25 protein-coding genes and 1 riboswitch are annotated in these 23,825 nt (G+C 72.2%); of the genes, 13 read left to right on the forward strand and 12 right to left on the reverse strand.

The window, feature by feature from the left end; all coding sequences use genetic code 11:
* From KN815_RS28825 to KN815_RS28840, 4 genes are all read left to right on the forward strand, one after another.
* Positions 1 to 290: ArsA family ATPase (locus tag KN815_RS28825; protein WP_443732333.1), on the forward strand; the 290-nt coding region annotated here is incomplete at its 5' end.
* A gap of 167 nt (positions 291 to 457) precedes the next feature.
* Positions 458 to 931 (forward strand): DUF5304 domain-containing protein, encoded by a 474-nt coding sequence (locus KN815_RS28830; RefSeq protein WP_216344822.1) that lies wholly within the window; start codon positions 458 to 460, stop codon positions 929 to 931.
* 57 nt (positions 932 to 988) lie between these two features.
* Positions 989 to 1,930: an ROK family glucokinase gene (locus KN815_RS28835; protein WP_216344823.1), complete on the forward strand. Its 942-nt coding sequence runs from the start codon at positions 989 to 991 to the stop codon at positions 1,928 to 1,930.
* A 24-nt stretch (positions 1,931 to 1,954) separates the two neighbouring features.
* Positions 1,955 to 2,857 (forward strand): endonuclease/exonuclease/phosphatase family protein, encoded by a 903-nt coding sequence (locus tag KN815_RS28840; RefSeq protein WP_216344824.1) that lies wholly within the window; start codon positions 1,955 to 1,957, stop codon positions 2,855 to 2,857.
* 141 nt (positions 2,858 to 2,998) lie between these two features.
* On the opposite strand, the gene KN815_RS28845 is transcribed toward KN815_RS28840, so the two are convergent.
* Together KN815_RS28845 and KN815_RS28850 are read right to left on the reverse strand one after the other, a co-directional pair.
* Positions 2,999 to 3,655: a hypothetical protein gene (locus tag KN815_RS28845; RefSeq protein ID WP_216344825.1), complete on the reverse strand. Its 657-nt coding sequence runs from the start codon at positions 3,653 to 3,655 to the stop codon at positions 2,999 to 3,001.
* Positions 3,648 to 4,469 (reverse strand): alpha/beta hydrolase, encoded by an 822-nt coding sequence (locus KN815_RS28850; protein ID WP_216344826.1) that lies wholly within the window; start codon positions 4,467 to 4,469, stop codon positions 3,648 to 3,650. The genes KN815_RS28845 and KN815_RS28850 overlap by 8 nt, the downstream gene beginning before the upstream one ends.
* A 126-nt stretch (positions 4,470 to 4,595) precedes the next feature.
* On the opposite strand from KN815_RS28850, the gene KN815_RS28855 reads away from it, so the two are divergent.
* The 4 genes from KN815_RS28855 to KN815_RS28870 all read left to right on the forward strand — a co-directional run bounded on the left by KN815_RS28855 (position 4,596) and on the right by KN815_RS28870 (position 8,519).
* On the forward strand, positions 4,596 to 5,321 hold the full coding sequence (locus tag KN815_RS28855) for a lysophospholipid acyltransferase family protein (protein ID WP_059143424.1): 726 nt from the start codon (positions 4,596 to 4,598) through the stop codon (positions 5,319 to 5,321).
* Between the two features lie 77 nt (positions 5,322 to 5,398).
* Positions 5,399 to 6,634, forward strand: a complete 1,236-nt coding sequence (gene macS, locus KN815_RS28860) for a MacS family sensor histidine kinase (RefSeq protein ID WP_216344840.1) — start codon at positions 5,399 to 5,401, stop codon at positions 6,632 to 6,634.
* Positions 6,631 to 7,311, forward strand: coding sequence for a response regulator (locus tag KN815_RS28865; protein ID WP_014060046.1), 681 nt, complete (start codon positions 6,631 to 6,633; stop codon positions 7,309 to 7,311). The genes macS and KN815_RS28865 overlap by 4 nt, the downstream gene beginning before the upstream one ends.
* Before the next feature lie 179 nt (positions 7,312 to 7,490).
* Positions 7,491 to 8,519: a 6-phosphofructokinase gene (locus KN815_RS28870; RefSeq protein ID WP_216344827.1), complete on the forward strand. Its 1,029-nt coding sequence runs from the start codon at positions 7,491 to 7,493 to the stop codon at positions 8,517 to 8,519.
* Between the two features lie 129 nt (positions 8,520 to 8,648).
* On the opposite strand, the gene KN815_RS28875 is transcribed toward KN815_RS28870, so the two are convergent.
* The 3 genes from KN815_RS28875 to KN815_RS28885 all read right to left on the reverse strand — a co-directional run bounded on the left by KN815_RS28875 (position 8,649) and on the right by KN815_RS28885 (position 11,374).
* Positions 8,649 to 10,604: an anthranilate synthase family protein gene (locus tag KN815_RS28875; protein WP_216344828.1), complete on the reverse strand. Its 1,956-nt coding sequence runs from the start codon at positions 10,602 to 10,604 to the stop codon at positions 8,649 to 8,651.
* Positions 10,605 to 10,696: 92 nt separating this feature from the next.
* The gene (locus KN815_RS52330) at positions 10,697 to 10,753 is read right to left on the reverse strand and encodes a trp operon leader peptide (RefSeq protein ID WP_106516695.1); all 57 of its coding nucleotides are present in this window, start codon (positions 10,751 to 10,753) and stop codon (positions 10,697 to 10,699) included.
* A 33-nt stretch (positions 10,754 to 10,786) separates the two neighbouring features.
* Positions 10,787 to 11,374: a Uma2 family endonuclease gene (locus KN815_RS28885; protein ID WP_216344829.1), complete on the reverse strand. Its 588-nt coding sequence runs from the start codon at positions 11,372 to 11,374 to the stop codon at positions 10,787 to 10,789.
* Between the two features lie 187 nt (positions 11,375 to 11,561).
* On the opposite strand from KN815_RS28885, the gene KN815_RS28890 reads away from it, so the two are divergent.
* Entirely contained in the window at positions 11,562 to 12,911 is a 1,350-nt protein-coding gene (locus KN815_RS28890; RefSeq protein WP_216344830.1) for a class II 3-deoxy-7-phosphoheptulonate synthase, read from the forward strand.
* Between the two features lie 140 nt (positions 12,912 to 13,051).
* Positions 13,052 to 13,309 (forward strand): (2Fe-2S)-binding protein, encoded by a 258-nt coding sequence (locus tag KN815_RS28895; RefSeq protein ID WP_216344831.1) that lies wholly within the window; start codon positions 13,052 to 13,054, stop codon positions 13,307 to 13,309.
* An 88-nt stretch (positions 13,310 to 13,397) separates the two neighbouring features.
* On the opposite strand, the gene bfr is transcribed toward KN815_RS28895, so the two are convergent.
* Positions 13,398 to 13,925, reverse strand: a complete 528-nt coding sequence (gene bfr / locus KN815_RS28900; RefSeq protein WP_216344832.1) for a bacterioferritin — start codon at positions 13,923 to 13,925, stop codon at positions 13,398 to 13,400.
* Between the two features lie 158 nt (positions 13,926 to 14,083).
* Between bfr and KN815_RS28905 the strand changes: the two genes are divergently transcribed.
* Positions 14,084 to 14,707 (forward strand): sulfite oxidase-like oxidoreductase, encoded by a 624-nt coding sequence (locus KN815_RS28905; protein ID WP_216344833.1) that lies wholly within the window; start codon positions 14,084 to 14,086, stop codon positions 14,705 to 14,707.
* 72 nt (positions 14,708 to 14,779) lie between these two features.
* On the opposite strand, the gene KN815_RS28910 is transcribed toward KN815_RS28905, so the two are convergent.
* Positions 14,780 to 15,664 carry a deoxyribonuclease IV gene (locus KN815_RS28910; protein ID WP_216344834.1) on the reverse strand — a complete coding sequence of 295 codons (885 nt, stop codon included), beginning with the start codon at positions 15,662 to 15,664 and terminating at the stop codon, positions 14,780 to 14,782.
* A gap of 75 nt (positions 15,665 to 15,739) precedes the next feature.
* Between KN815_RS28910 and KN815_RS28915 the strand changes: the two genes are divergently transcribed.
* On the forward strand, positions 15,740 to 16,420 hold the full coding sequence (locus tag KN815_RS28915) for a maleylpyruvate isomerase family mycothiol-dependent enzyme (RefSeq protein ID WP_216344835.1): 681 nt from the start codon (positions 15,740 to 15,742) through the stop codon (positions 16,418 to 16,420).
* Positions 16,421 to 16,537: 117 nt separating this feature from the next.
* Here the strand turns inward: KN815_RS28915 and pknB are convergent, their stop codons facing one another.
* The 5 genes from pknB to thiO all read right to left on the reverse strand — a co-directional run bounded on the left by pknB (position 16,538) and on the right by thiO (position 21,615).
* Positions 16,538 to 18,478 carry a Stk1 family PASTA domain-containing Ser/Thr kinase gene (gene pknB, locus KN815_RS28920; RefSeq protein ID WP_216344836.1) on the reverse strand — a complete coding sequence of 647 codons (1,941 nt, stop codon included), beginning with the start codon at positions 18,476 to 18,478 and terminating at the stop codon, positions 16,538 to 16,540.
* Between the two features lie 87 nt (positions 18,479 to 18,565).
* Positions 18,566 to 19,024, reverse strand: a complete 459-nt coding sequence (locus KN815_RS28925) for an SRPBCC domain-containing protein (RefSeq protein WP_216344837.1) — start codon at positions 19,022 to 19,024, stop codon at positions 18,566 to 18,568.
* Between the two features lie 229 nt (positions 19,025 to 19,253).
* Positions 19,254 to 20,183, reverse strand: a complete 930-nt coding sequence (locus KN815_RS28930; protein ID WP_216344838.1) for a thiazole synthase — start codon at positions 20,181 to 20,183, stop codon at positions 19,254 to 19,256.
* Between the two features lie 8 nt (positions 20,184 to 20,191).
* Entirely contained in the window at positions 20,192 to 20,392 is a 201-nt protein-coding gene (gene thiS / locus KN815_RS28935) for a sulfur carrier protein ThiS (protein ID WP_014060033.1), read from the reverse strand.
* Positions 20,389 to 21,615, reverse strand: coding sequence for a glycine oxidase ThiO (thiO, locus tag KN815_RS28940; RefSeq protein WP_216344841.1), 1,227 nt, complete (start codon positions 21,613 to 21,615; stop codon positions 20,389 to 20,391). The genes thiS and thiO overlap by 4 nt, the downstream gene beginning before the upstream one ends.
* Before the next feature lie 57 nt (positions 21,616 to 21,672).
* Positions 21,673 to 21,786: riboswitch (TPP riboswitch) on the reverse strand.
* 813 nt (positions 21,787 to 22,599) lie between these two features.
* On the opposite strand from thiO, the gene KN815_RS28945 reads away from it, so the two are divergent.
* On the forward strand, positions 22,600 to 23,781 hold the full coding sequence (locus tag KN815_RS28945) for an NAD(P)/FAD-dependent oxidoreductase (protein WP_253209302.1): 1,182 nt from the start codon (positions 22,600 to 22,602) through the stop codon (positions 23,779 to 23,781).
* Positions 23,782 to 23,825 lie beyond the last annotated feature (44 nt).

Raw genomic sequence — 23,825 nt, forward strand, 5'->3', positions numbered from 1 at the left:
CCCCCGCGGCGCGGCCCGACCGGCCCGCCCCCGACCCCTGGACCGTCGAGGACCGGCTGGCCGACGACGGGGTGCTGCTGTGGCGGCTGCCGCTGCCCGGCGCCGACCGCGACGGGCTCGGGCTGGTGCGCCGGGGCGACGAACTGATCGTCAGCGTCGGCCCGTTTCACCGGGTGCTGCCGCTGCCGTCCGCCCTGCGCCGCTGCACCGTCTCCGGCGCCGGGCTGCGCGACGGATGGCTCCAGGTGCGCTTCACCCCCGACCCCGACCTATGGCCGAAGCGGCTCTGAACCCGGCTGGGGGCCAGGGCGGTCCGGGGCTCGGTCGCCGGCCGGTCGCCGGCGCCGGTCCTGGCCGGTCCCGGGCTCTGACCCCGCCCCCCTCCTTCGGGTAACGTCGGTCACAAGCCCGGATGAACGTCACCGGGCGGCCAGCATCCCCGCCGCAGGAGTTCGCCATGAGCGATGCCACCGAGCGCCCCGCAGAGCCTCCGCTCACCGATGTACCGGTCACCGAGATGGACCCCGACGCCTGGGAGCGGGCGTGTGCCGAGGACCTCGCCGCCGAGCGGGCCAGGCGGCGGACCCGGCAGACCGCCGAGGAGCCGGGGAGTGTCGCCGAGGAGTTCCTCAAGCTGGCCGACGCGCTCGCCGACAAGGTCGCCGGGCTCCAGGCGCCGCTGGCCGGGACGGCGGTTCAGGGGGCCGTACAACAATTGATCGAACAGGCGAAGGCCGCCGCGGAACCGGTCATAGAGCGCAATCCCGATGTTTTCGAACACCTCGCGAGTGCCGGATCCGAGCTGCTCGCCGCCTATCGCGCCGCCGTGACCGGCCAGGAGCGACGCTGGACCCAGGGCGCCGAGGGCGGCTCCAAGGATCGCGGCAAGGAATCGGAGAGTTCGAGTAGTGAACACATCGACCTCGACTGAGCGCCACCTCCGGTACCGTTAGCGTCGGCGGGGTTCGACCAAATAACTGAGGGACTCATGGGACTCACCATCGGCGTCGACATCGGCGGTACGAAGATCGCGGCCGGCGTGGTCGACGAAGAGGGCTCGATTCTCGAGACGAGCCAGGTTTCGACCCCGCAGACTCCCGAGGGAGTCGTCGACGCCATCGCGGACGCGGTGCGCATCGTCAGCGAGGGTCACGAGATCGAGGCCGTCGGTATCGGCGCGGCCGGGTATGTGGACGACAAGCGCGCCACCGTGCTCTTCGCGCCCAACATCAATTGGCGGCACGAGGCGCTCAAGGACAAGGTCGAGCAGCGCGTCGGCCTGCCCGTCGTGGTGGAGAACGACGCCAACGCCGCGGCCTGGGGCGAATACCGCTTCGGCGCCGGGGTCGGCCATGACGACGTCGTATGCATCACCCTCGGCACCGGCCTCGGCGGCGGCATCATCATCGGCGGCAGGCTGCATCGCGGCCGCTTCGGCGTCGCGGCCGAGTTCGGCCATATAAGGGTCGTCCCCGACGGTCTGCTGTGCGGCTGCGGCAGCCAGGGCTGCTGGGAGCAGTACGCCTCCGGCCGTGCGCTGGTCCGCTACGCCAGGCAGCGCGCCGCCGCCACCCCGGAGAACGCCACGATCCTCCTCGGCCTCGGCGACGGCACCTCCGAGGGCATCGAGGGCAAGCACATCAGCGACGCCGCCCGCCAGGGCGACCCGGTGGCCATCGACTCCTTCCGTGAGCTGGCCCGCTGGGCCGGGGCCGGGCTGGCCGACCTCGCCTCGCTCTTCGACCCCTCGGCGTTCATCGTCGGCGGCGGGGTCTCCGACGAAGGCGATCTGGTCCTGGAGCCGATCCGCAAGTCCTTCCGGCGCTGGCTGGTCGGCAATCAGTGGCGTCCGCACGCCCAGGTGCTCGCCGCCCGGCTCGGCGGCAAGGCCGGGCTCGTCGGCGCCGCCGACCTGGCCCGCCAGGGCTGAGCGGCGAGGGGGGGAACCGTCATCGTGCCGCTCGCGGACCTGCCCGGATCCACCACCGGCCCGGACGCGGCCGTGGTGCGGGTGCTCAGCTACAACATCCGCTCGATGCGTGACGACCGCGAGGCGCTGGCCCGGGTGATCCGGGCCTGCACCCCCGATGTCGTCTGCGTCCAGGAGGCGCCGCGCTTCTTCCGCTGGCGCAAGGCCGCCGCCTGGCTGGCCCGGGAGACCGGCCTCGTCTACACCACGGGCGGGGCCACCGCCGCCGGTCCGATGATCCTCACCTCGCTGCGCGCCCATGTGGAGCACGCCGAGGACACCCTGCTGCCCCGTGTGCCCGGGCTGCACCGGCGCGGTTTCGCGACCGCCGTGCTGCGCTTCGGCGGCGGCCACCGCGACCCCGGCGCCCGGGCGAGCGCCGACGGCGCCCGGAAGGGCGATCCCGGAGCCCGGGGGAGCGGCGACGGTGCCCTGGAGAGCGATCCCGGAGCCCGGGGGAGCGGCGACGGTGCCCCGGAGAGCGCCGACGGCGTCCGGCTCGGCGTGGTCAGTTGCCATCTGAGCCTCGCGGAGGCCGAGCGCTACGAGCAGGCCGGGCTGCTGCTGGACCATCTGGCCGCGCTGGACGTCCCGTACGCCATCGCGGCCGGTGACATCAACGACCGGCCGGACGGCCTCGCCTTCCGCCGGATCGCGGGCAGGCTGCGGGACGGCTGGGCCACCGAGCCCTGGGGGAGCGAGGCCACCTCGAACCCCAAGAACCCGCATCAGCGCATCGACGCCGTCTTCGCCTCCGAGGGCGTCGAGATCATCGGCTGTGGGGTCCCGGCCGGGCTGCCCGGCGTCACCGACGCGGACCTCCTGGCGGCCACCGACCACCTTCCGGTCCTGGCCGCGCTCCGGCTGCCCCGCCTCGCTCCGGCCTGAGGCCGATCGCCCCCGTGCGGAGGCCGATCGCCCCGTGGGGAGCCGGAGCCGGAACATCCGGCTCCGAAGCGCCAGGGCCGTACGACGGCACCCCGGGGCCGTACGACGGCGGCCCAGGGCCGTACGACGGCAGCCCCGCCGTCAGACGACGGCGCCGCGCCCCGGGTCCTCGTCCTCTTCCTCGTCGTCGTCCTTCATCCGCATCACCAGCGTGACAAAGCCGCCCAGGAAGCCCCCGACGCCCAGCGCCGCGATCCACCAGACCATCTCCACCTGGAACAGCACCACACCGAGCAGCAGCAGCGGCCCGCCCAGCACACCCAGCCAGGCGAAGCGGGAGGTGGTGTCGGACTCGGGGAGCGGCGGCGGCTCGGGCGGGACGAAATGGCCCTCGTCGGTCTCGTCGAAGTCGTCCTCGGACGGCTCCTCGGGCTCCCAGTCGCGGGGGCCGACACCCGGGGCGTAGACGATGAAGCCGCCCACCGGCTTCCCGGTCTTGTCGGTCTTGGTCAGCCCGCCCGTCGCCGCCCCGCCGACGGCCTCGCCGTCACCGGGGCCGTCGCGGTCGGTGTCGGTATCGGTGACAGTGCCGGCGTCGGAGCCGGTGTCGTCGTCCGCCGCGGAGGGGCGGTCCTGGTCCCGCTCCCGCTCCTCGTCGAGGTTCTCGGCGGCGGGCCATCGCTCGGCGCCCGGGGGGTCCTGCGGCTCCTCCCCGTACGCCGCGACGATGGCGGCGAAGGCGGCGTCGTCATCGCGCCGCGCGTCCGCCTCGTTCTCATTCGAGTCGCGCTCAGCCACTGGCCGCCGCCCCCTCCTTCCCGCTTCCCTTCCCGAGGTCGGTCCGGGTGTCGGTGTCCTCACCCATACCCGCCGTCAGCCGGGTGATGAACGTGTCCGTCTCCTCGAAGATGAACTCGGCGTCATGGTCCAGGGTCGCCACGTGGAAGCTGCGCTCCAGCAGCCGCTCGGTGACGTCCCGCGAGGACACCTGACTCAGGATGCGCTCGGAGTCGGCCGGCGGCACCACATGGTCCTGGGGGCTGTGCATCACCAGCAGCGGCTGGGTGACCTGGGGCAGTTCGGCGTCGACCACCCGGTAGAGGCGGCGCATCGAGTGCACGGCGTGCAGCGGCATCCGGTCGTAGCCCGACTCCCGCGCCCCCGGCTTGGCGATATCGCTCGCGATGCCCTTCACCGAGGGCACCAGATGACGCAGCACCGGAAGGGCCACGGCCAGCGGATCGTGGATGCGGTTGGCCGGATTCACCAGGGCCAGGCCGCTGATGGCCGAACCGTGCTGGGCGGCCAGCCGCAGCGCGAGCGCCCCGCCCATCGACAGACCGCAGACGAACACCCGCTCGCAGGCGCGGCTCAGCGACCGCAGCTCGCGGTCCACCTCCGCGTACCAGTCCTGCCAGCCGGTGACCGCGAGGTCCTGCCAGCGGGTGCCATGGCCGGGCAGCAGCGGCAGTGAGACGGTCAGACCACGGGCCGCGAGATGGTCGGCCCAGGGCCGCACGGACTGCGGGGAACCGGTGAAGCCGTGACAGACGAGGACGCCGATCTCTCCGCCGTCATGGCGGAACGGCTCGGCTCCGGGCAGGAGCGGCACCACGGATCTCCGTTCACTGGGGAAGCGGGTATCGAGGTCCTCAGCGTACGCGGCGCGCCGCGTACGGGGTAGGCAGGTTAAGGTCTCCTCGTCGGATACAGGAGGTCCCGGTTGTTCTACGGCGCTATGAAGCTGTCGGTGGGTGGCGCGTTGAAGCTCACCTTCCGGCCCTGGGTCGAGGGGTTGGAGAACGTCCCCGCCGAGGGGCCGGCCATCCTCGCGAGCAACCACCTCTCCTTCTCCGATTCCTTCTTCCTGCCCGCGATGCTCGACCGGAAGGTCACCTTCATCGCCAAGCAGGAGTACTTCACCACCCCCGGGGTCAAGGGCCGGCTGACGGCGGCCTTCTTCAAGGGCGTCGGTCAACTCCCGGTGGACCGCTCGGGTTCGCGCGGCGCGGGCGAGGCCGCCATCAAGGCGGGCATCGAGGTGATCAAGCGGGGTGAGCTCTTCGGCATCTACCCCGAGGGCACCCGCTCGCCCGACGGACGGCTCTACCGGGGCAAGCCGGGCGGCCTGGCCCGGGTCGCGCTCGCGACCGGTGCGCCGGTGCTCCCCGTGGCGATGATCGACACCGAGAAGATCCAGCCCCCCGGCAAGGTCATGCCCAAGCTGATGCGGCCCGGTATCCGGATCGGCAAGCCGCTGGACTTCAGCCGCTACCACGGCATGGACGGCGACCGCTTCATCCTGCGCTCGGTGACCGACGAGGTCATGTACGAGATCATGAAGCTCTCCGGCCAGGAGTACGTGGACGTCTACGCGACCGCCGCCAAGCGGCAGATCGCGGATGCCGAAGCGGCCCGTAAGGCGGCCGAGAAGGAGAAGGACAAACACAAGTCCGGCGCCTAGCCGCGCCGCACCGGGGGTGGGGGACGTTGACGGAGCGGTCCAGAGGTGAGCGCGCCGGGGGCGAGCGCGTGGTGCGGATGTCCGTCGAGCAGCCGCTGTGGCAGGCGCTGACCGCCTACCGGGTGCTCACCCTGCTCTACGCGCTCGGCCTGTGCGTCTACTCCTTCGACGACTACGACCACCCGCTCGGCGCCGTCGTCTATCTGGCGGTGCTCACGCTGTGGACGGCGCTCACCTTCCGGATGGTCGCCTCGGCCGAGCGCTGCACCCGGCGGTTCCTCGTCGGCGACCTCGGCATCGCGGTGATCGGCATTCTGCTCACCCCGCTCGTGGACAGCCACGACCGGATCGCCGAGGGCACGCCCACCCTGCCCTCCATATGGACGATGGGCGCGGTCCTCGGCTTCGCGATCAAGGGCGGCTGGCGCTGGGGCGCCTCGGCCTCCACCGTGGTCTGCGCCGCCAATGTGATCGAGCGCGGCGGCTTCGCCCAGGACACCCTCCATATGCTGGCGTTGGTATGGGTGGCGAGCGTGGGCATCGGCTACGTCGTCGAGGTGGCCCGCGCCAGTGAGCGCACCCTCGCCCGGGCGCTGCGCATCGAGGCGGCGACCCGGGAGCGGGAGCGGCTGGCCCGCGACATCCATGACAGCGTCCTCCAGGTGCTCGCCATGGTGCAGCGGCGCGGCGCAGCGATCGGCGGCGAGGCGGCCGAACTGGGCCGGATGGCGGGGGAGCAGGAGATCGCGCTGCGCACCCTGGTCTCCACCGGCCTGGTGACCCCGCCGCGCGGGGCGGACGCCGCACCCGACCCGGACGGCCGGGCGGACGCGTCGGGCCCGTCGGCCCCGCCCTGTCCGCCCGACCCCGAGCGCTCCGACGGCGGCCCCTGCGATCTGCGGGCCCTGCTGGCACCGCACGCGGGCTCCCGGGTCACCTTCTCCGAACCGGGCGCCCCGGTGCTCCTCCCGGCGGGCGTCGCCGGGGAGTTGGCCGCCGCCGTGGGCGCCGCCCTGGACAACGTACGGGTCCACGCCGGGGAGGACGCCCACGCCTGGATCCTGCTGGAGGACGAGCCGGACGCGGTGATGGTGACCGTACGGGACGACGGCCCCGGCATTCCCGAGGGGCGGCTGGCGGACGCGGAGGCGGAGGGCCGACTGGGGGTGGCCCTGTCGATCCGGGGACGGCTGCGCGACCTCGGCGGCACCGCCGCGTGGATCTCGGCGCCGGGGCAGGGCACCGAGGTGGAGTTGACGGTTCCGAAGGCGCCTGCGAAGAAGGCGAAGGCAAAGGGGGAAGCGGCACGATGACCGCTCAGCACGACGGCCGCCCGATGACGGTGATGGTGGTCGACGACCATCCGATGTGGCGCGACGCGGTGGCCCGGGATCTGGCCGAGGCCGGGTTCGACGTGGTGGCCACGGCCGGGGACGGACCGCAGGCGGTCCGCCGGGCCAAGGCCGCCGGGCCCGATGTCCTGGTGCTCGACCTCAACCTGCCCGGGCTGCCGGGGGTCGAGGTGTGCAAGGAGGTCCTCGCCGACCGCCCCGAGCTGCGGGTGCTGGTGCTCTCCGCGAGCGGTGAGCACGGGGACGTTCTGGAGGCGGTCAAGTCCGGGGCCACCGGCTATCTGCTGAAGTCGGCCAGCACCGAGGAACTGCTGGACGCGGTGCGCCGCACGGCGGCCGGCGACCCGGTGTTCACCCCCGGCCTCGCGGGCCTGGTGCTCGGCGAGTACCGGCGGCTCGCGGGCGAGCCCGCCCCCACCGCCGCCGACCAGCCCGCTGTCCCGCAGCTCACCGAGCGTGAGACGGAGGTGCTGCGGCTGGTGGCCAAGGGGCTGTCGTACAAGCAGATCGCCGAGCGGCTGGTCATCTCGCATCGCACGGTGCAGAACCACGTCCAGAACACCCTGGGCAAGCTCCAGTTGCACAACCGGGTGGAACTGGTCCGCTACGCCATCGAGCGCGGCCTGGACGATGCCTGAGGCCGTCCGGTTGACGCCGTAACGCCGCCGCACCCCTCGTACGGGTGAAGTTCAAAACCAACTCCCTTGATCCGCACGGGAATCGACTGACGCCCCATCCCGTGTGACCTGGATCACCGTTAGCGTGGCTCTCCGTACCGGGCCCAATCACGGGATTCCATGGGAGAAGGGAAGAAACGATGCGGGTCGGAGTGCTGACCGGCGGCGGTGACTGCCCCGGGCTCAACGCGGTCATCCGCGCCGTCGTGCGCAAGGGCGTACAGGAATACGGCTATGACTTCATCGGATTCCGGGACGGCTGGCGCGGCCCTCTCGAGAACGACACCGTTCCCCTCGACATCCGCGCGGTGCGCGGCATCCTGCCGCGCGGCGGCACCATCCTCGGCTCCTCCCGCACCAACCCCCTCAAGAGCGAGGACGGCATCCGACGGGTCAAGGAGACCCTGGTCAAGGAGGAGGTCGACGCGCTGATCGCGATCGGCGGCGAGGACACCCTCGGCGTCGCCGCCCGGCTCTCCGGCGAGTACGGGATCGCTTGCGTCGGCGTCCCCAAGACCATCGACAACGACCTGTCCGCCACCGACTACACCTTCGGCTTCGACACCGCCGTCAACATCGCCACCGAGGCCATCGACCGGCTCCACACCACCGCCGAATCGCATATGCGCGTGCTCGTCGTCGAGGTGATGGGCCGTCACGCCGGATGGATCGCCCTGCACTCGGGGCTCGCCGGTGGCGCCAATGTCATCCTCCTCCCCGAACAGCGCTTCGACGTCGACCAGGTCTGCGCCTGGGTCGAATCCCGCTTCAAGATCCGCTACGCCCCGATCGTGGTCATCGCCGAGGGCGCCATGCCCAAGGACGGCGACGCGGTCCTCAAGGACGACTCGACGGACTCCTTCGGGCATGTCCGGCTCTCCGGGGTCGGCGAATGGCTGGCCAAGGAGATCGAGAAGCGCACCGGGAAGGAGGCCCGCACCACCGTCCTCGGCCATGTCCAGCGCGGAGGCACACCCAGCGCCTTCGACCGCTGGCTGGCCACCCGCTTCGGGCTGCACGCCATCGACGCGGTACGGGACGAGGACTTCGGGAAGATGGTGGCGCTGCGCGGCACCGATATCGTCCGGGTTCCGCTTGCCGAGGCGACCGCACGGCTCAAGACCGTCGATCCCTCGCTCTACGCCGAGGCCGAGGTCTTCTTCGGCTGAGGCCGTCTGGGTGCAGTACGGCGATGGGCCGGGCGCGTTCACCGCACCCGGCCCATCGTCATGCCCATCGTCATGCCGCCCGGACGGGCGGGCCGTCCGGATCAGCAGCCTCGCGGGCCGGTGGGGCCTTCAGACCAGCACGGCCGCCAGCAGCTCCGCCACCAGCGCCGCCCCGTCCCGCGACAGCACCGACTCCGGGTGGAACTGCACCCCGGCGAAGCCCGGTCCGCGCAGCGCGTGCACCTCGCCGGTCACCGGATCCCGGCTCAGCTCCACCCGGTGCATGGCCAGCTCCGCCTCGGCCGCCTCGTCGCAGCGCGCCGTGAAGGTGTTGTAGAAGCCGACGGTCTCCTCGCGCCCGAAGAAGTCGATCCGCTCCTGCGCGCCCTGGAACGGCACGTCCTTGCGCACGATCTCCAGCCCCAGCTCGGCCGCGATCAGCTCGTTCCCCAGGCACACCCCCAGCAGCCCGTGCCGGTGCCCGGCCACCAGCTCGGCGGTCAGCGAGCGCAGGAACCGCATCTTGGGGTCGGCCGCGTCGCCGGGGTCGCCCGGCCCCGGGCCGAGCACCACGGGCCCCCGATGCGCCAGTGCCGCCTCCCGCACCCCCGGCTCGTCGTACCGCCGCACGGTCACGGTCAGCCCCGAGGTGCGCAGCAGATGGGCGAGCATCGCGGTGAAGGTGTCCTCGGCGTCGATCACCAGGGCATGCCCGCAGAGCCCTCCGGCCAGGGGCCCGTCCGCAGACGACGGGGTCTGCTGCATCCGCAGCCAGAACGGCGCCAGGTCCGCCCGCCGCGCGTCCAGCGCCGCCCGCACCCGCGGATCGTCCGCGAGCCGGGGCCGTGGGCCCTGCCCCTTTGGCCGTACGGGCGCCGGCCGTACGCCCAGCGCGGTCAGCACCCCGGCCGCCTTGGCGTGCGTCTCGGCCACTTCGCCGTACGGGTCCGAGTGGCGGACGAGCGTCGCGCCGACCGCCACCTTCAGCGAACCCCCGGGGCTGATGTCGGCGGTGCGGATCAGGATCGGCGAGTCCAGGGTCTGGGCGCCGCCGCCGTCCCGTCCGATCAGCGCGAGCGCCCCGGCGTAGTAGCCGCGCCCGGCCCCGTCCGGTCCGAGGGGCTCATAGCGCTCGATCACCCGGCAGGCGTTCTGCACCGGCGACCCGGTGACCGTCGCGGCGAACATCGTCTCCCGGAGCACCTCCCGGACGTCGAGCGAGGAACGGCCGCGCAGCTCGTACTCGGTGTGCGCGAGGTGCGCCATCTCCCTGAGCCGGGGCCCGATCACCGTCCCGCCCATGTCGCCGACGGTGCACATCATCTTCAGCTCCTCGTCCACGACCATGGACAGCTCCTCCACCTCCTTGCGGTCGTGCAGGAAGTCGAGCAGCCCCTCCGCGCTCGGCCCGCTCTCGGGGTAGCGGTACGTCCCGCTGATCGGGTTCATCACGACCGTCCCCCCGGACATCCGCACATGCACCTCGGGACTGGCCCCCACCAGCGTCCGCCCGTCCGGCAGCCGCACCACATACGTCCAGTAGGCGCCCCGCTCACCGGCCAGCAGCCGCCGGAAGAGCGCGAGCGCGTCGCCGCGGCCGAAGCCCGGGATCTCGCCCCGGAACGTCCGCCGGATGACGAAGTTGGCGCCCTCGCCGGTGCCGATCTCGTCCTCGAGGACCCGGCTCACGATCGACGCGTACGCCTCGTCGGCCACGTCGAACGCCCCGTCCTCGACCCGCACCCGGTGCGCGGGCAGCGCCTCAATCGCCTCGGCGAGCGGCAGCTCGTAGCTCTCCCGGGGGCGCAGCACGGCCAGCGGCGTCCCGTCGTCGCGCACCTCGAACCCCCGCTCGCGGATCTGCCGGAACGGCACCAGCGCGAGGGCGTCCGCCACCGGCGCGCCGTCCTTGGGCGCGCCGGTCGGCAGCGGGATGTCGGTCAGCCGCTCCACCTCGCCGACCGGGCCGAGCAGCACCTCGACGGTGTCGGGCGCCCGGCCCGGGGTGCGTCGGTGCAGCAGGGCGAAGGGCGGCGCGTCGTCGGCGAGCAGCCGGGCGACGACGGCCTCAGCGGTGTGGTGCATGGCGGATGGTTCCTTCCGGAATGAGGAACGACCCGCGGAAACGCCGAAGGCCGCCCCTCGGGCGGCCTTCGCGAGATCTTGGAGTGCGCGATTCAGTGGGCCGCCGGATGAGCGGTCCACCACCAGGTCATGGTCAGTCGCGCGAACATGGAACGGACTCTACCTCAGGGGTGGGCACTGGCTCAGGTGGAGCGCCTGCCGATGGTGGTGAGGTCGATGTCCACCGTGAAGGGCGTCGTGATCGCGAGCTTGTCGTGGTGGATTCCGGTCAGGGAGAAGCACTCCGTGGCCGGGTCGCGCTCGTAGGTGTGGACGACGGTGCGGCCCTCGTCGTTCTCGACCCGCCAGTAGTGACGGATACCGGCCTTCGCGTACTTCCGCGGCTTGGTGTCGCGGTCCCGCTCCTCCGAGTCCGGCGACACGGCTTCGACGGCCAGCACGACGTCTTCGGGCAGGTAGAACGTGGATGGCTCGTCGCGCTCGTACGCCTCACGGGTCACCACGATGACGTCCGGCTCGGGAGCCTGGCGCTTGGCGAGGCGCACGGTCATCTGCCGATCGGCCCGCAAACCGTCCGGGGCCTGCCGGTCCAGCTCCCTGACCAGCAGATTGATCACCCGGCTGTGCCATTTTTGCTGCGGGCTCACGAAGACGAGACTTCCGTCGATGAGCTCGGTGTGCGGAGGAAGTCCGGGCAGCCGCAGAAGATCCTCGGCGGTGAAGCCGCCAGGCGGCGGGATCACCCAGTCGGGCAGCGGCTCGGCACTCATGGGGCGAGAGTACGCGGCGGGAGGGGGATCGCGGGGCCGGAGCCGGCCGGTCCGGCGGCCGAGCCGGGGTTTTCGCATGCGGTGGGACGAGGGCGGGGGCGCGGGTCGCGTCCATGCCGTGGTGGAAGATGTCTCACCCTGTGGGCAACCGGCTGGACGCCCGTGGAGACCCCGTAACCTTGTGCGGGTGACCGTGAACGCTGAAACCCACGCCGGTGGCCACACCTGGCAGTCTCTTCCCGCGGCGCAGCAGCCCGACTGGCCGGACCGAGCGGCTCTGCGCGATGTGATCGCTGAGCTTGAGTCCTATCCGCCGCTCGTCTTCGCGGGCGAGTGCGACGCGCTGCGGCACCGCCTGGGGGCCGTGGCGCGGGGCGAGGCGTTTCTGCTCCAGGGCGGGGACTGCGCCGAGGCATTCGACGGCGTGGGCGCCGACCAGATCCGTAACAAGCTGAAGACGCTCCTCCAGATGGGCGCCGTGCTGACCTACGCCGGGTCCGTCCCGGTGGTGAAGGTGGGCCGGATCGCCGGGCAGTACAGCAAGCCGCGCTCGAAGCCGACCGAGACCCGCGACGGGGTGACCCTGCCCACCTACCGTGGCGACTCCGTCAATGGCTTCGAGTTCACCCCCGAGGCGCGGATCCCGGATCCGCAGCGGCTGAAGCGGATGTACCAGGCGTCGGCCTCGACGCTGAACCTGGTGCGTGCCTTCACCACCGGCGGCTACGCCGACCTGCGCCAGGTGCACGCCTGGAACCAGGACTTCGTGAAGTCGTCGCCGTCGGGTCAGCGCTATGAGGCGCTGGCGCGCGAGATCGACCGGGCGCTGTCCTTCATGAACGCCTGCGGGGTGGACCCGGAGGAGTTCAAGACCGTCGAGTTCTTCTCCTCGCACGAGGCGCTGATCCTGGACTACGAGACGGCGCTGACCCGCACCGACTCCCGCACCGGTGAGCTGTACGACGTGTCCGGCCATATGGTCTGGATCGGTGAGCGCACCCGGCAGCTCGACGGGGCGCATATCGAGTTCGCCTCGAAGGTCCGCAACCCGGTGGGCGTGAAGCTGGGCCCGACGACCACGCCGGAAGAGGCGCTGTCGCTGATCGAGCGGATCGACCCGGACCGCGAGCCGGGCCGGCTGACCTTCATCACCCGGATGGGCGCGGACAAGGTCCGCGACAAGCTGCCCAACCTGGTGGAGAAGGTGACCGCCTCCGGCGCCCAGGTCGTCTGGGTCTGCGACCCGATGCACGGCAACACCTTCGAGGCGGCCTCCGGGCACAAGACCCGCCGCTTCGACGATGTGCTGGACGAGGTCAAGGGCTTCTTCGAGGTCCACAAGGAGCTCGGCACCCACCCGGGCGGCATCCATGTGGAGCTGACCGGCGACGATGTCACCGAGTGCGTGGGCGGCGGCGACGAGATCTTCGTCGACGATCTGCACCAGCGCTACGAGACGGCGTGCGACCCGCGGCTCAACCGCAGCCAGTCGCTGGACCTGGCGTTCCTGGTGGCGGAGATGTACCGGGACCAGTGAGGGTCATCCGGTAGAGATCATAAAGACGCAGGTGGGGCGCGGATCACAACGATCCGCGCCCCTTGTCCGTTGTGGGGCTCCGATGCGACAGGTAAGGTAAGGGTTACCTCACTGATCAACGCCACCGCTGGAGAGAGCCCGTGTACGTCTGCTCATGCTTCGGCATCACCGAGCAGCAGGTGCGTCAGCACGCGGAAACGGGCGCGTGCACCCCGCGCCAGATCGCCGGTGCCTGCAAGGCGGGCACGGACTGCGGATCGTGCGTGCGGAAGATCCAGGCGCTGCTGGGCCGCGGTGCGTGCCCCCGGCGCGAGGCGCTGGACCCGGTCGTCCTGACGACGGCCGCGGCGACGGCTGCCGCTTCCGTCCCGGCGCCTACGGCGGCCGAGGCGGCCTGACCAGCGGCTCGGCCCGGTCGATCCCGCCGTTGTTTCGGGCGTCGATCCCGGCGTCGCTCCGGGCGTCGTTTCGGGCGTCGCTCCGGGCTCAGTGGCCCTTGGGGTGTCCGTTCCCGGAGCAGTTGCCCCCGCCGTGATCGTTGCTGGGCTGCTCGATCTGCTGGGCGATATAGAGGGCCTCACCGAGCTTCTCGATCAGTTCGAGCTGGGTGTCGAGATAGTCGATGTGGAGTTCCTCGTCGGCGAGGATGTACTCGAAGAGGTTGGCCGAGGTGATGTCGCCCTTGGACCGCATCAGCTCGATGCCCCGCTTGAGGCGATCGATCGCCTCGACCTCCACCTGCCGGTCGGCCTGGAACATCTCGGTCGCCGTCTGCCCCACCCGGACATGGAAGAGCCGCTGGTAATTGGGCAGGCCATCGAGGAGGAGGATCCGGTCGGTGAGAAGCTCCGCATGCCTCATCTCGTCGAAAGACTCCGACCGGGTGTATTTGGCAAGCCGAGTCCAGCCAAAGTGGTCCTGCATCTTGGAGTGCAGAAAGTACTGATTGATCGCGGTCAGCTCGCCGGTTAGCTGCTCGTTGAGGAACTCGAGGACCTCGGGGTCACCCTGCATCGGAGGGGCTCCTTCCAATCCGATCGGGAACGGCAGGTTCCGCGCATCGTGTCACCGCGCCTGTTGGGGCGTCCAGTAAGTGCACGCTTAGTACGAGTTGTGCCCGTTCTCGATGCCCTGGTCATGACCACCCCCGGCGGTCTGAGACCATGGAGCCCATGGGTCAGTCGGAAAGCCGCGAGGGGGAGCTCGCGAAGCTGCCCCCTGGGCAGCGACTGCAACGCGGTTGGCCGGTTACGCACTATGGGCCGGTCCCGAAGTTCAGGCCGGAGCGATGGGAGTTCCGGGTCTTCGGCGCCACGGCGGACGGCGATAAGCACTGCTGGACGCATGAAGAGTTTTCGGCACTGCCGTACTCGACGGTCGTGGCCGATCTGCACTGCGTCACCAAATTCAGCATGCTCGGCGCCGAATGGGGCGGGGTTTCCGCACTGGAGATCATGGGGCTCGCACCCCCCGCACCCGATGTCACCCACGTGATGGTGTGGGCGGAATACGGCTTCAGCTCGAATCTGCGGCTGACGGACTTCATGGCGGAGAGCACGATTTTCGCGACCCACAAGGACGGGGAGCCGCTTACCGCCGAGCACGGTTTTCCGGTGCGGCTGGTGGTGCCCCATCTCTATGCCTGGAAGGGCCCGAAATGGGTGCGCGGCGTGGAGTACATGACCGCCGACCGCCGCGGCTTCTGGGAAGAGCGCGGCTACCACAACGTCGGCGACCCGTGGGCGGAGCAGCGCTACTCCTACCAGGAGGAGCCGGGCGACGGCCCGGAGTTCTAGGCCAGTTCGCGGTCAGTGGTACTGGCGCACCACCGCATGCCCCTCGCCCCGCGCGATCGTCCACCACCTTGCTCAGGCCACCCCGGCACGCAGCTCCTTCAGCCGGGCCACATCCGCCGCATGCCCCTCCGTACCGTCCGGTCCGCCCGGCGTCTCGATCACCAGCGGCACCCCGTCCGTCGCGGGGTGGCTGAACAGCTCGCGGAACGGCTCCGCCCCGATATGCCCGGCCCCGATATTGGCGTGCCGGTCCTTGTGGGCGCCGACCACATCCTTGGAGTCATTGGCGTGGATCAGCTTGAGCCGCCCCTCACCGGCGACGGCCACCAGCTCGTCCAGGGTCTGCTTCATACCGCCCGGGGCGGCGAGGTCATGGCCCGCCGCGAACACATGGCAGGTGTCCAGGCAGACACCGAGCCGGGGATGCCGGTCGAGCGCCTCGACATACGGGCCCAGGTCCTCCACCAGCGCGCACAGCGAGGTGCCCTGCCCGGCGGTCGGCTCCAGCAGCAGCCAGGGGTCGTCGTCCCGGGTCAGCTCCTCCAGCAGCGGCAGCATCCGCTCCCGCACCTGCGCGATCGCGGTGGCCCGCGCACGTCCCCCGGTCGCCGAGCCGGTGTGGACGACGACGCCGAGCGCACCGATCTCCCGCCCGCGCCGGAGCGAATGGCGCAGGGACTCCACGGAGCGGTCGGCCGTGGCCTCGGTGTGCGAACCGAAGTTGATCAAGTAGGGGGCGTGGACGTAGGCAGGTATCGACCGCTCGGCGCAGGCTGCTCGGAACGCCTCGTCCTGGGCGGGCGTACCGGCCGGGGTGGCCCAGCCGCGCGGATTGGCGACGAAGACCTGGACGGTCTCGGCGCCGATGTCGGCGGCGTGCGCCAGACCGACAGTGGCGAGACCACCGGCCACACGGACATGGCCACCGATGGGATTGCGGATGCGATGCGTACTCACGTCATCAAGGTTCCCAGGTGAGCAGGGCCCGTGTGATCGGGCCCGTCCCCCTGCCCCGGCTGGAACGTCGGGCAGTTGCTGCGTCATCTCGGCGGGACCCATCGGTGGGCCGAGGAGACGGTGCGGACCCGGGCCACGAGCGCGCTGCCCGACCAGCACTTCCGCGATCTGTCGCCATACGCGGAGGAGGACGCCGCCGAGATCGCCCCCTGGCTGGTCGAAGGCGCCGAGCTGCTGGCCGAAACGCTGCGTGAGGCGGGGCCCGACGCGGAGCTGTGGACCCCGGTGCCGGACTTCGGGCAGGTCGCCGGAGGGCGCGCGGACTTCTACGCCCGCCGCTTCACCCATGAGACGGCGCTCCACCGGGCGGATGCGGTCCTCGCCCTCGGCGAGGAGTACACCCTCGACCAGGAGGTCGCCCTGGACGGGCTCGACGAGTGGATGGCGCTCGGCTCGCTGCCGATGCACTTCGAGATCCACCCGCGGATGCGCGAGCTGCTCGGGCCCGGCCGCACCCTCCACTTCCACGCGACCGACACCGCACCGGAGGTGGCGGCGGAGTGGGTGGTCGACCTCACCGGCGACGCGATCACCTGGCGCCGGGCGCATGAGAAGGCCGCGGTCGCGGTGCGCGGGCCGCTGACCGATCTGCTGCTGATCATCTACAAGCGGCGCCCGGCCCGGAGCGCGGGCGTCGAGATCCTGGGCGATGAGAAGCTGCTCGACTTCTGGCTGGAGCGGGTCAGCTTCGGCTGACGGGCCAGGGGCTGGCGCCAGGGACTTGCTGCCGGACGGATCGCGGATCGCGCTCGCCGTCCGGCAGCCGCAAGGCCGCTGGGCCGGGGCCCTGGAGGGCCCCGGAAGCAGGGCGCCCTAGAACACGCCGCCCTTGATCTTGATGGTGATCGTGCTCCCCTTGGGCGCCTCGTCCCCGCCGGCCACCGACTGGTCCTGCACCTTGTCCCCGGGGAACAGCAGCGCCTTCTGGACGTCCACCTTGAAGCCGGCCCCTTCGAGCTGCGCCTTGGCGTCGTCGGCCGTCATACCCGTGACGTCCGGCACCTCGATCATCTGCACGCCCTTGGAGATGGTCAGCGTGACCGTATCGCCCTTGGCGCCCTGTTCGGCTCCGTCTCCCGAGGGGGACTGCTCGGCGACCGAGCCCTTGTCCTCCTCCGAGAACACCTGCCGGTCAGCGATCTTCACCTTGAAGCCCTGGTCCTCCAGCGCGGACCGGGCCTCGTCGACCGAATCGCCCACCACGTCCGGGATGTCGACCGGCCGGCCCTTGCTGACCACGATCGACACCGGTGTCTCGGGGCGGCGCACGGAGCCGGAGGCCGGGCTGGTGGAGAGGACCGAGTCCTGGGCCGTCTCACTGCTGAAGCGGCGGATGACCTTGCCGACCATCAGCCCCTGGTCCGCGATCTTCCGCTTGGCCTCGGCCAGCGGCATGCCCACCACATTGGGCACCTCGGCCCGCGGCGGACCCTGGGAGACCCGGATGGTCACGGTGCCGGTGTCGCGGACGCGCTCGCCCGGGCCCGGCTTGGAGCCGATGACCTTGCCCTTGGGGATGACGTCGCTGAACTCGTTGACGACCTTCACATCGAGCCCGGCGCCGTGCAGCTTCTTCTCCGCCTCCGCCTGGGTCTTCCGCAGCACCGGCGGGACCTCGGTGAACTGGCCGACGCTGATGTACCAGATACCGGCGGCGAGGGCGATCGCCAGCACCACCGCGGCGGCGATCGTCATGATCCCGCGGCGCGACATCCGGCCCCGGCCGCTTTGGCCATGCCCCTGCCGGCCGGGGGGTTCCGTCGGCAGCTCAAGACGGCTGGTGAGGTTGAGCCGCTCCTGCTCGTCGTCGACGGCCGCCGCCGGGCGCGGAATCACCGTCGTACGGTTCTCGGCGCCGGCCGAGGTGTCCTCCCTGGCCTGCGGGGGCACCGCGTCCAACTGGTCATCGCTCAGCACGGCCCGCACCGCGCGGGTCGCGCTCAGCAGGGCGACGGCGTCGACGGGGCGCCCCTCGGCCGCGCGCGCGGTGGCCGAGGCGACCAGCTCGTCCAGCTCCGGGGCGACCCCGGGCGCGAGGTCGGAGGGCGGCGGGACGTCCTCGTTCAGATGCTGGTAGAGGACCTGCGCCGGGGTGCTGCCGCCGTGCGGCTTGGCGCCGGTCAGCATCTCGTACAGCACCACACCGCAGGCGTAGACATCGGCGCGGGGGTCGGCCGTGCCGTGCTCGATCTGCTCGGGCGCGAGATAGGACACGGTGCCGAGGACGGTGCCGGTGGAGGCGCTGGTGTTGGTGTCCACCGCCCGGACCAGGCCGAAGTCGGCGACCTTGACCCGGCCGTCGTCCCCGATCAGCACATTCTCGGGCTTCATGTCGCGGTGGACGAAACCGGCGCGGTGGGCCGCCCCGAGCGCGGCCAGCACCGGCTCCAGGATGTCCAGCGCGGCGCGTGGATGCAGGGCCCCGCGCCCGCGGAGCACATCGCGCAGGGTGCAGCCCGCGACGTATTCCATGGCCAGATAGACATGGCCGCCGTCCGCTCCCTGGTCGTAGACGGCGACCACATTGGCGTGCGCGAGTCTCGCGACGGACTTCGCCTCACGGATGAAGCGGTCGACGAAGGCGGCGTCGGAGGCGAGGCTCTGGTGCATCACCTTCAGTGCGAGCACACGGTCCAGCCGGGTGTCGACGGCCCGGTAGACCGTCGCCATCCCGCCGACGGCGATCCGCGCCTCAACGCGGTAGCGGCCGTCGAGCTCCTGCCCGACGAGGGGGTCCTGGAGGGTCGTATCCACGGGGGAAGTCTACGAGGCATCGATCTGAGCCATGACCGCCCGCCCCAGGTGGGGCGGGTACTGGAGCGGAACGGTGACAACGGCGGGTCAGTTGTGCGACGCGGCGGCGATCGCGGCCAGCTCCTCGAGCGCGGAGGTCCAGGACAGCGTGGCGTACTCGGCGTGCTTGGCCTTGGTGCCGTCGGGGACGGCCAGGGCCCGGATACCGCTCTCCACCAGCCGCAGCCGGGTGCCCCGCCCCTCCGGGGAGAGCGCGAACTCCACCAGGGTCGCCTCCCCGGGGTCCGAGGGCGCGTGATCGGGCTCCAGGGCCAGCCGGAAGCGGAAGAGCGTGTCGGGGATCGCCCGCTCGACCTGACCGTGGAACTCCCCGTGTTCGTCCCACCGGAACCGGAGCCTCCCACCCGGGTGCGGATCGATCTCGCAGCCGCCGGGGGCGTACCAGACGCGGATGTGCTCGGGCGTCGTCAGCACCCGCCACACCCGGTCGATCGGCGCCGCTACGTACACCTCGCGCTCGATCCGGTCGTCCACGGTCACGGACACGGCGACCACCTCCGCGCTGCGCGCTGCTCCCTCAATCCACGGTAGAGGGCCGCGCCGGGCCGGCAATCCAGCCCCTGCGGCGCTTCCGCAATCCAGCCCCGGCAATCCAGCCCCTCCGGCGTTTGAGGAGCGGGGTCCGGGGCGGGGCCCGGCGGGGGCCGAGGGGCTGAGCCCCGCCCCACGCGGCGGAGCCGCAAATCGATGCTGCGGGAAGGGGCGGGGTGGGGGACTACCCGCCGGAGGCGCCCACAGGCCGAGCGCCGGGCCCGGACGGGGCCTGGCCGAAGGCCGGGCGCTCGGGATCCAGGGCCGCCAGGCCCTCGCCCGGGCTCGACGCCTCGGCGAAGTGGCGGCGCGGGATCCGGCCCGCCCGGTGCGCCAGCCGACCCGCCTCCACCGCATGCCGCATCGCCCCCGCCATCAACTCCGGCTCCTGGGCCCGGGTGACGGCCGAGGCGAGCATCACCGCCGCGCACCCCAGCTCCATGGCCAGCGCGGCGTCCGACGCCGTGCCCGCGCCCGCGTCCAGGATCACCGGCACGGTGGCGCGCTCGGTGATGAGCTGGAAGTTGTGCGGATTGCGGATGCCGAGACCGGAGCCGATCGGGGAGCCGAGCGGCATGATCGCGGCGCAGCCGACATCCTCCAGCTTCCGGGCCAGGATCGGGTCGTCATTGGTGTACGGGAGGACCGTGAACCCGTCGTCGACCAGCGTCTCGGCGGCGTCCAGCAGCTCGATCGGATCGGGGAGCAGGGTGCGCTCGTCGGCGACCACCTCCAGCTTGACCCAGTCCGTGCCCAGGGCCTCCCGGGCGAGGCGGGCGGTGAGCACGGCCTCACCCGCGGTGAAACACCCGGCGGTGTTGGGGAGCGGGCGGATGCCGTGCCGGTTGAGGACGGAGAGCACCGACCCCTGCACCGTGGGGTCGAGCCGCCGCATCGCGACGGTCGTGAGCCCGGTGCCGGAGGCCAGCAGCGAGCGTTCCAGGATCTCCAGGCTGGGAGCGCCGCCGGTGCCCATGATCAGGCGGGAGCCGAAGTCGGTTCCGGCGATGGTGAGCGGGTCGGGGGTGGCGAGGGGCGCGCGGCCCGAGGCGTTCGGGGCGGTGGTGACGGGTGTGGCGGCCGTGGCGGCCGTAGCGGCCGTGGTGGGAGCCATGGGTGGGATCAGCCTCCTTGGACCGCGGTGAGGACCTCGACGCGATCACCGTCGCCGAGCGGGGTCGCGGGCCATTGGGTGCGTGGGACGACCGTTTCGTTGACGGCGGCGGCGACGCCCGAGGGCGCCTGGGTGAGGGTCGCGACAAGCCGGTCGAGGGTGGTCCCGTCCGGGACCTCGCGGGGCTCGCCGTTGACGGAGACGGTCATGGGTGCTGCTCCTGTGCTGGGGTGGGTGTGGCTGCGGGGGCGGCGGGGACGGTCGGGGCCGCCCCGGCGTCCGAGGGGGCCGCGAAGCGCAGCGGGGTGAACGGCCGGGCCACCGGCGGGAGCTCTCCGCTCGTCAGCGCCTCGGCCATGACATCGCCGGTGATCGGGGTGAGCAGGACGCCGTTGCGGTGGTGGCCGGTGGCCAGCAGCAGCCCCGGCAGCGCGGTCGGACCGAGCATCGGGGCGTTGTCGGGGGAGCCGGGGCGCAGCCCGGCACAGGTCTCCACCAGCGGCAGTTCGGTGATGCCGGGCACCACCTCATGGGCGTCCCGCAGCAGTTCGTACACCCCGCCCGCGGTGACCGTGGTGTCCCAGCCCAGCTCCTCGCTGGTCGCGCCGATGACCAGTTCGCCGTTCTCGCGCGGCACCAGGTAGACCGGCCCGCCGCGCACCACGGCCCGTACGGTCCGGGAGAGGAACGGCGCGTACCGCTCGGGCACCGACAGCCGCAGCACCTGCCCCTTGACGGGTCGTACGGGCGGCAGCACGTCGTCCGGGACGCCCGCGAGCCGTCCGCTGAGGCTGCCTGCGGCCAGTACGGTCCGCTCGGCGGCCAGGCGCGTGCCCCCGGTCAGTTCGATCCCGGTGGCACGTTCGCCGTCCACCAACAGCCGCTCCGCGCGGGCGCGGTGAAAGGCGACCCCGGCCCGCTCGCACGCGATGAGCAGCGCCGCCGCCAGCCGCCGCGGGTCCACCTGGTTGTCGCCGGAGACCCGCAGCCCGCCGTGTACGCCCGGCGCGAGCATCGGTTCCAGACGGCGGCATTCACGCCCCGTCAGCCATTCGGACTCCAGCCCGAGCCCCTGCTGGAACGTGTGCAGCTCGCGCAGATGGGCACGGTCGTCGGCGTCGAACGCCACGGCGAGCGTGCCGCACACGCGGTGCCCCACGTCCTGGCCGCTCGCCTCCTCCAGCTCGGCCACGAAGTCCGGATAGCGGCGCGCGGAGGCCAAGTTGAGCCCGAGCAGGGTCTGCTCACCGTAATGAAGCTCGGTGACGGCGGCCAGCATCCCCGCCGCCACCCAGGCGGCTCCGCCGCCGGGCGCGGGGTCGGCGAGGGCGGTACGCAGCCCCCGCTGGGCCGCCCGCCAGGCCGTGACCAGGCCGATGATGCCGCCCCCGATGACGAGGACGTCGTAGCGCCCGTCGGGCGGCCCGCCCACGGATGGTCGGCCGCCAAGCCCAGAGGTGTGTGGTCCGTCGTAGTGACCTGGTGCGTGCGTGGACACGCTGCCCCTCCCTTCGCCGGCATGACCCGGATCAGGTTCGTACGGTCGGAGGCCGTCTCAGCCTCCCTCTCAGCCCGGTCCGCCCGGGCTCCCGCGAGTGCTCTGCCCCGCCACCCTAGTACGCCCCCGAATCCCCCGAAACCCCGACCACCCGCCATGCGACAGGGCCCCACCGGGTCCCAACCCAACCCCTCCGACGCCTTTACGCAGCCGCTCCGGCGCCTCAACTCAGCCCTGGCGTTTCCGTAACCCGCCCCCTCCGGCACCCCGCCGGAGTCCCTCCGGCACCCTGCCCGAGTCCCTCCGGCGTCCCACCCAGCCCCTGCGGCGCTTCCGCAATCCAGCCCCGGCAATCCAGCCTCTCCGGCGTTTGAGGAGCGGGGTCCGGGGCGGAGCCCCGGCGGGGGCCGAGGGGGCGGAGCCTCGCCCCACGCGGCGGAGCCGCAAATCGATGCTGCGGGAAGGGGCGGGGTGGGGGGACTACCGCCGAAGGCGCCCACAAGCCCACAAGCCCGCACCCGCCATCCGGCTCATCCGGCCCCCGCCCCGGCTCTCGCCAGAACCCCCCAGCGGGGCCTGAGCAGGCCCCAGCGCGGGACCGGGCCGAGCAGGCGCAGAGCGAGAGGGCAGAGCCGCACCCCGGCGAAAACCGAGCCGCACCCCGGCGGAAACCGAGCCGCACCCCGGCGGAAACCGAGCCGCACCCCGGCGGAAACCAAGCCGCACCCCGGCGGAAACCAAGCCACCCCCACCAGAAGCCAATCACCCCCCGCCCCCACCCCTCTGTGCCCGAGATCTCCCCTCGCCCTCTCCGGTCCGCCCCACCAGCCGCAATACAGTGATCGTGTGAGCGATGAGACGACGACGAAGCCGTCCTCGAGTGGCGGCGAACAGCGGGTGGTGATCGTCGGAGCGGGCATGGCGGGGGTGCAGACCGCCGTCGCGCTACGCGAACAGGGCTGGACGGGGGAGATCGTCCTGCTGGGCGCGGAGCCCCACCAGCCCTACGACCGGCCGCCGCTGTCCAAGGCCGTGCTGCTCGGCAAGGCCGAGGGCTCGACGCTCGACGTGGACTTCGCCGGGCTCGGCATCACGCTGCGGCTCGGGGTCCGGGTCACCGGGCTCCGCACGGACAAGCGGCTGGTCGAGACCGCGACCGGACAGCTCCCGTACGACGTCCTGGTGATCGCCACCGGCGCCGAGCCGATCACGCTGCCGGGCAGCGAGGGCGTACCCGGCGTCCATCTGCTGCGCACCCTGGACGACGCGGTGCGGCTGCGCCCGGTGCTCGCCCGGCAGCGCGAGATCGCGGTCGTCGGGGCGGGCTGGATCGGCGCCGAGTTCGCCACGGCGGCGCGTGAGGCGGGCTGCGCCGTGACCGTCGTCGAGGCCGCGGACCGGCCGCTGGCGGGCGCCCTCCCGGCCGAGGTCGCGGCCCCCATGGCGGCCTGGTACGAGGACTACGGCGCCCGGCTGGTGACCGGCGCCCGGGTGGCCTCCGTGGACGAGAGCGGGCTGGTGCTCGGCGACGGCACCCGGCTGCGGGCGGGCGCGGTGGTCGTCGGGATCGGGGCCCGGCCCACCACGGACTGGCTGGCGGGCTCGGGCGTGGAGCTGGCCGCGGACCGCTCGGTCGCCGCCGACGACCGGCTGCGCAGCTCGGCGCCGGATGTCTACGCGGTCGGCGACTGCGCATCCTTCCCGTCCGCCCGCTACGGCACCCGGCTGCTGGTGCACCACTGGGACAACGCCCTCCAGGGGCCGCGCACCGTCGCCGCCAATGTGGTGGGGAGCCGGACGGCAGCCGATTTCCCCGGCGCGGTCTACGACCCGGTGCCGTATTTCTGGTCCGAGCAGTTCGGGCGCTTCGTGCAGTACGCCGGGCACCATTCGGAGGCCGACGAACTGGTCTGGCGCGGCGATCCGGCCGGTGCCGCCTGGTCGGTGTGCTGGCTGCGTGAGGGCGCCCTGGTCGCCCTGCTGGCGGTCGGCCGTCCGCGCGATCTGGCCCAGGGGCGCAAGCTGATCGAGCGCGGTGCCCGGCTGGACCGGACGCGGGCCGAGGACCCGTCGGTGCCGTTGAAGTCGGCCGTCTGCTGACCGGCCGGCCGGCCGCTGGGCGGGGCGTCCGGGACGGGCCGGGC

Origin of the sequence: Streptomyces niphimycinicus (genome assembly GCF_018883605.1) — a bacterium.
Lineage (GTDB): Bacteria > Actinomycetota > Actinomycetes > Streptomycetales > Streptomycetaceae > Streptomyces > Streptomyces niphimycinicus.

Excerpts from the sequence above, each read along its gene's own strand:
- KN815_RS28870 (WP_216344827.1), top strand. The coding sequence starts at position 7,491 with ATGCGGGTCGGAGTGCTGACCGGCGGCGGTGACTGCCCCGGGCTCAAC.
- KN815_RS28885 (WP_216344829.1), bottom strand. The coding sequence starts at position 11,374 with ATGAGTGCCGAGCCGCTGCCCGACTGGGTGATCCCGCCGCCTGGCGGC.
- KN815_RS28855 (WP_059143424.1), top strand. The coding sequence starts at position 4,596 with ATGAAGCTGTCGGTGGGTGGCGCGTTGAAGCTCACCTTCCGGCCCTGG.
- KN815_RS28930 (WP_216344838.1), bottom strand. The coding sequence starts at position 20,183 with ATGGCTCCCACCACGGCCGCTACGGCCGCCACGGCCGCCACACCCGTC.
- KN815_RS28835 (WP_216344823.1), top strand. The coding sequence starts at position 989 with ATGGGACTCACCATCGGCGTCGACATCGGCGGTACGAAGATCGCGGCC.
- thiS (WP_014060033.1), bottom strand. The coding sequence starts at position 20,392 with ATGACCGTCTCCGTCAACGGCGAGCCCCGCGAGGTCCCGGACGGGACC.
- KN815_RS28945 (WP_253209302.1), top strand. The coding sequence starts at position 22,600 with ATGGCGGGGGTGCAGACCGCCGTCGCGCTACGCGAACAGGGCTGGACG.
- KN815_RS28875 (WP_216344828.1), bottom strand. The coding sequence starts at position 10,604 with ATGCACCACACCGCTGAGGCCGTCGTCGCCCGGCTGCTCGCCGACGAC.
- KN815_RS28865 (WP_014060046.1), top strand. The coding sequence starts at position 6,631 with ATGACCGCTCAGCACGACGGCCGCCCGATGACGGTGATGGTGGTCGAC.
- bfr (WP_216344832.1), bottom strand. The coding sequence starts at position 13,925 with ATGCAGGGTGACCCCGAGGTCCTCGAGTTCCTCAACGAGCAGCTAACC.
- macS (WP_216344840.1), top strand. The coding sequence starts at position 5,399 with ATGTCCGTCGAGCAGCCGCTGTGGCAGGCGCTGACCGCCTACCGGGTG.
- KN815_RS28830 (WP_216344822.1), top strand. The coding sequence starts at position 458 with ATGAGCGATGCCACCGAGCGCCCCGCAGAGCCTCCGCTCACCGATGTA.
- KN815_RS28905 (WP_216344833.1), top strand. The coding sequence starts at position 14,084 with ATGGGTCAGTCGGAAAGCCGCGAGGGGGAGCTCGCGAAGCTGCCCCCT.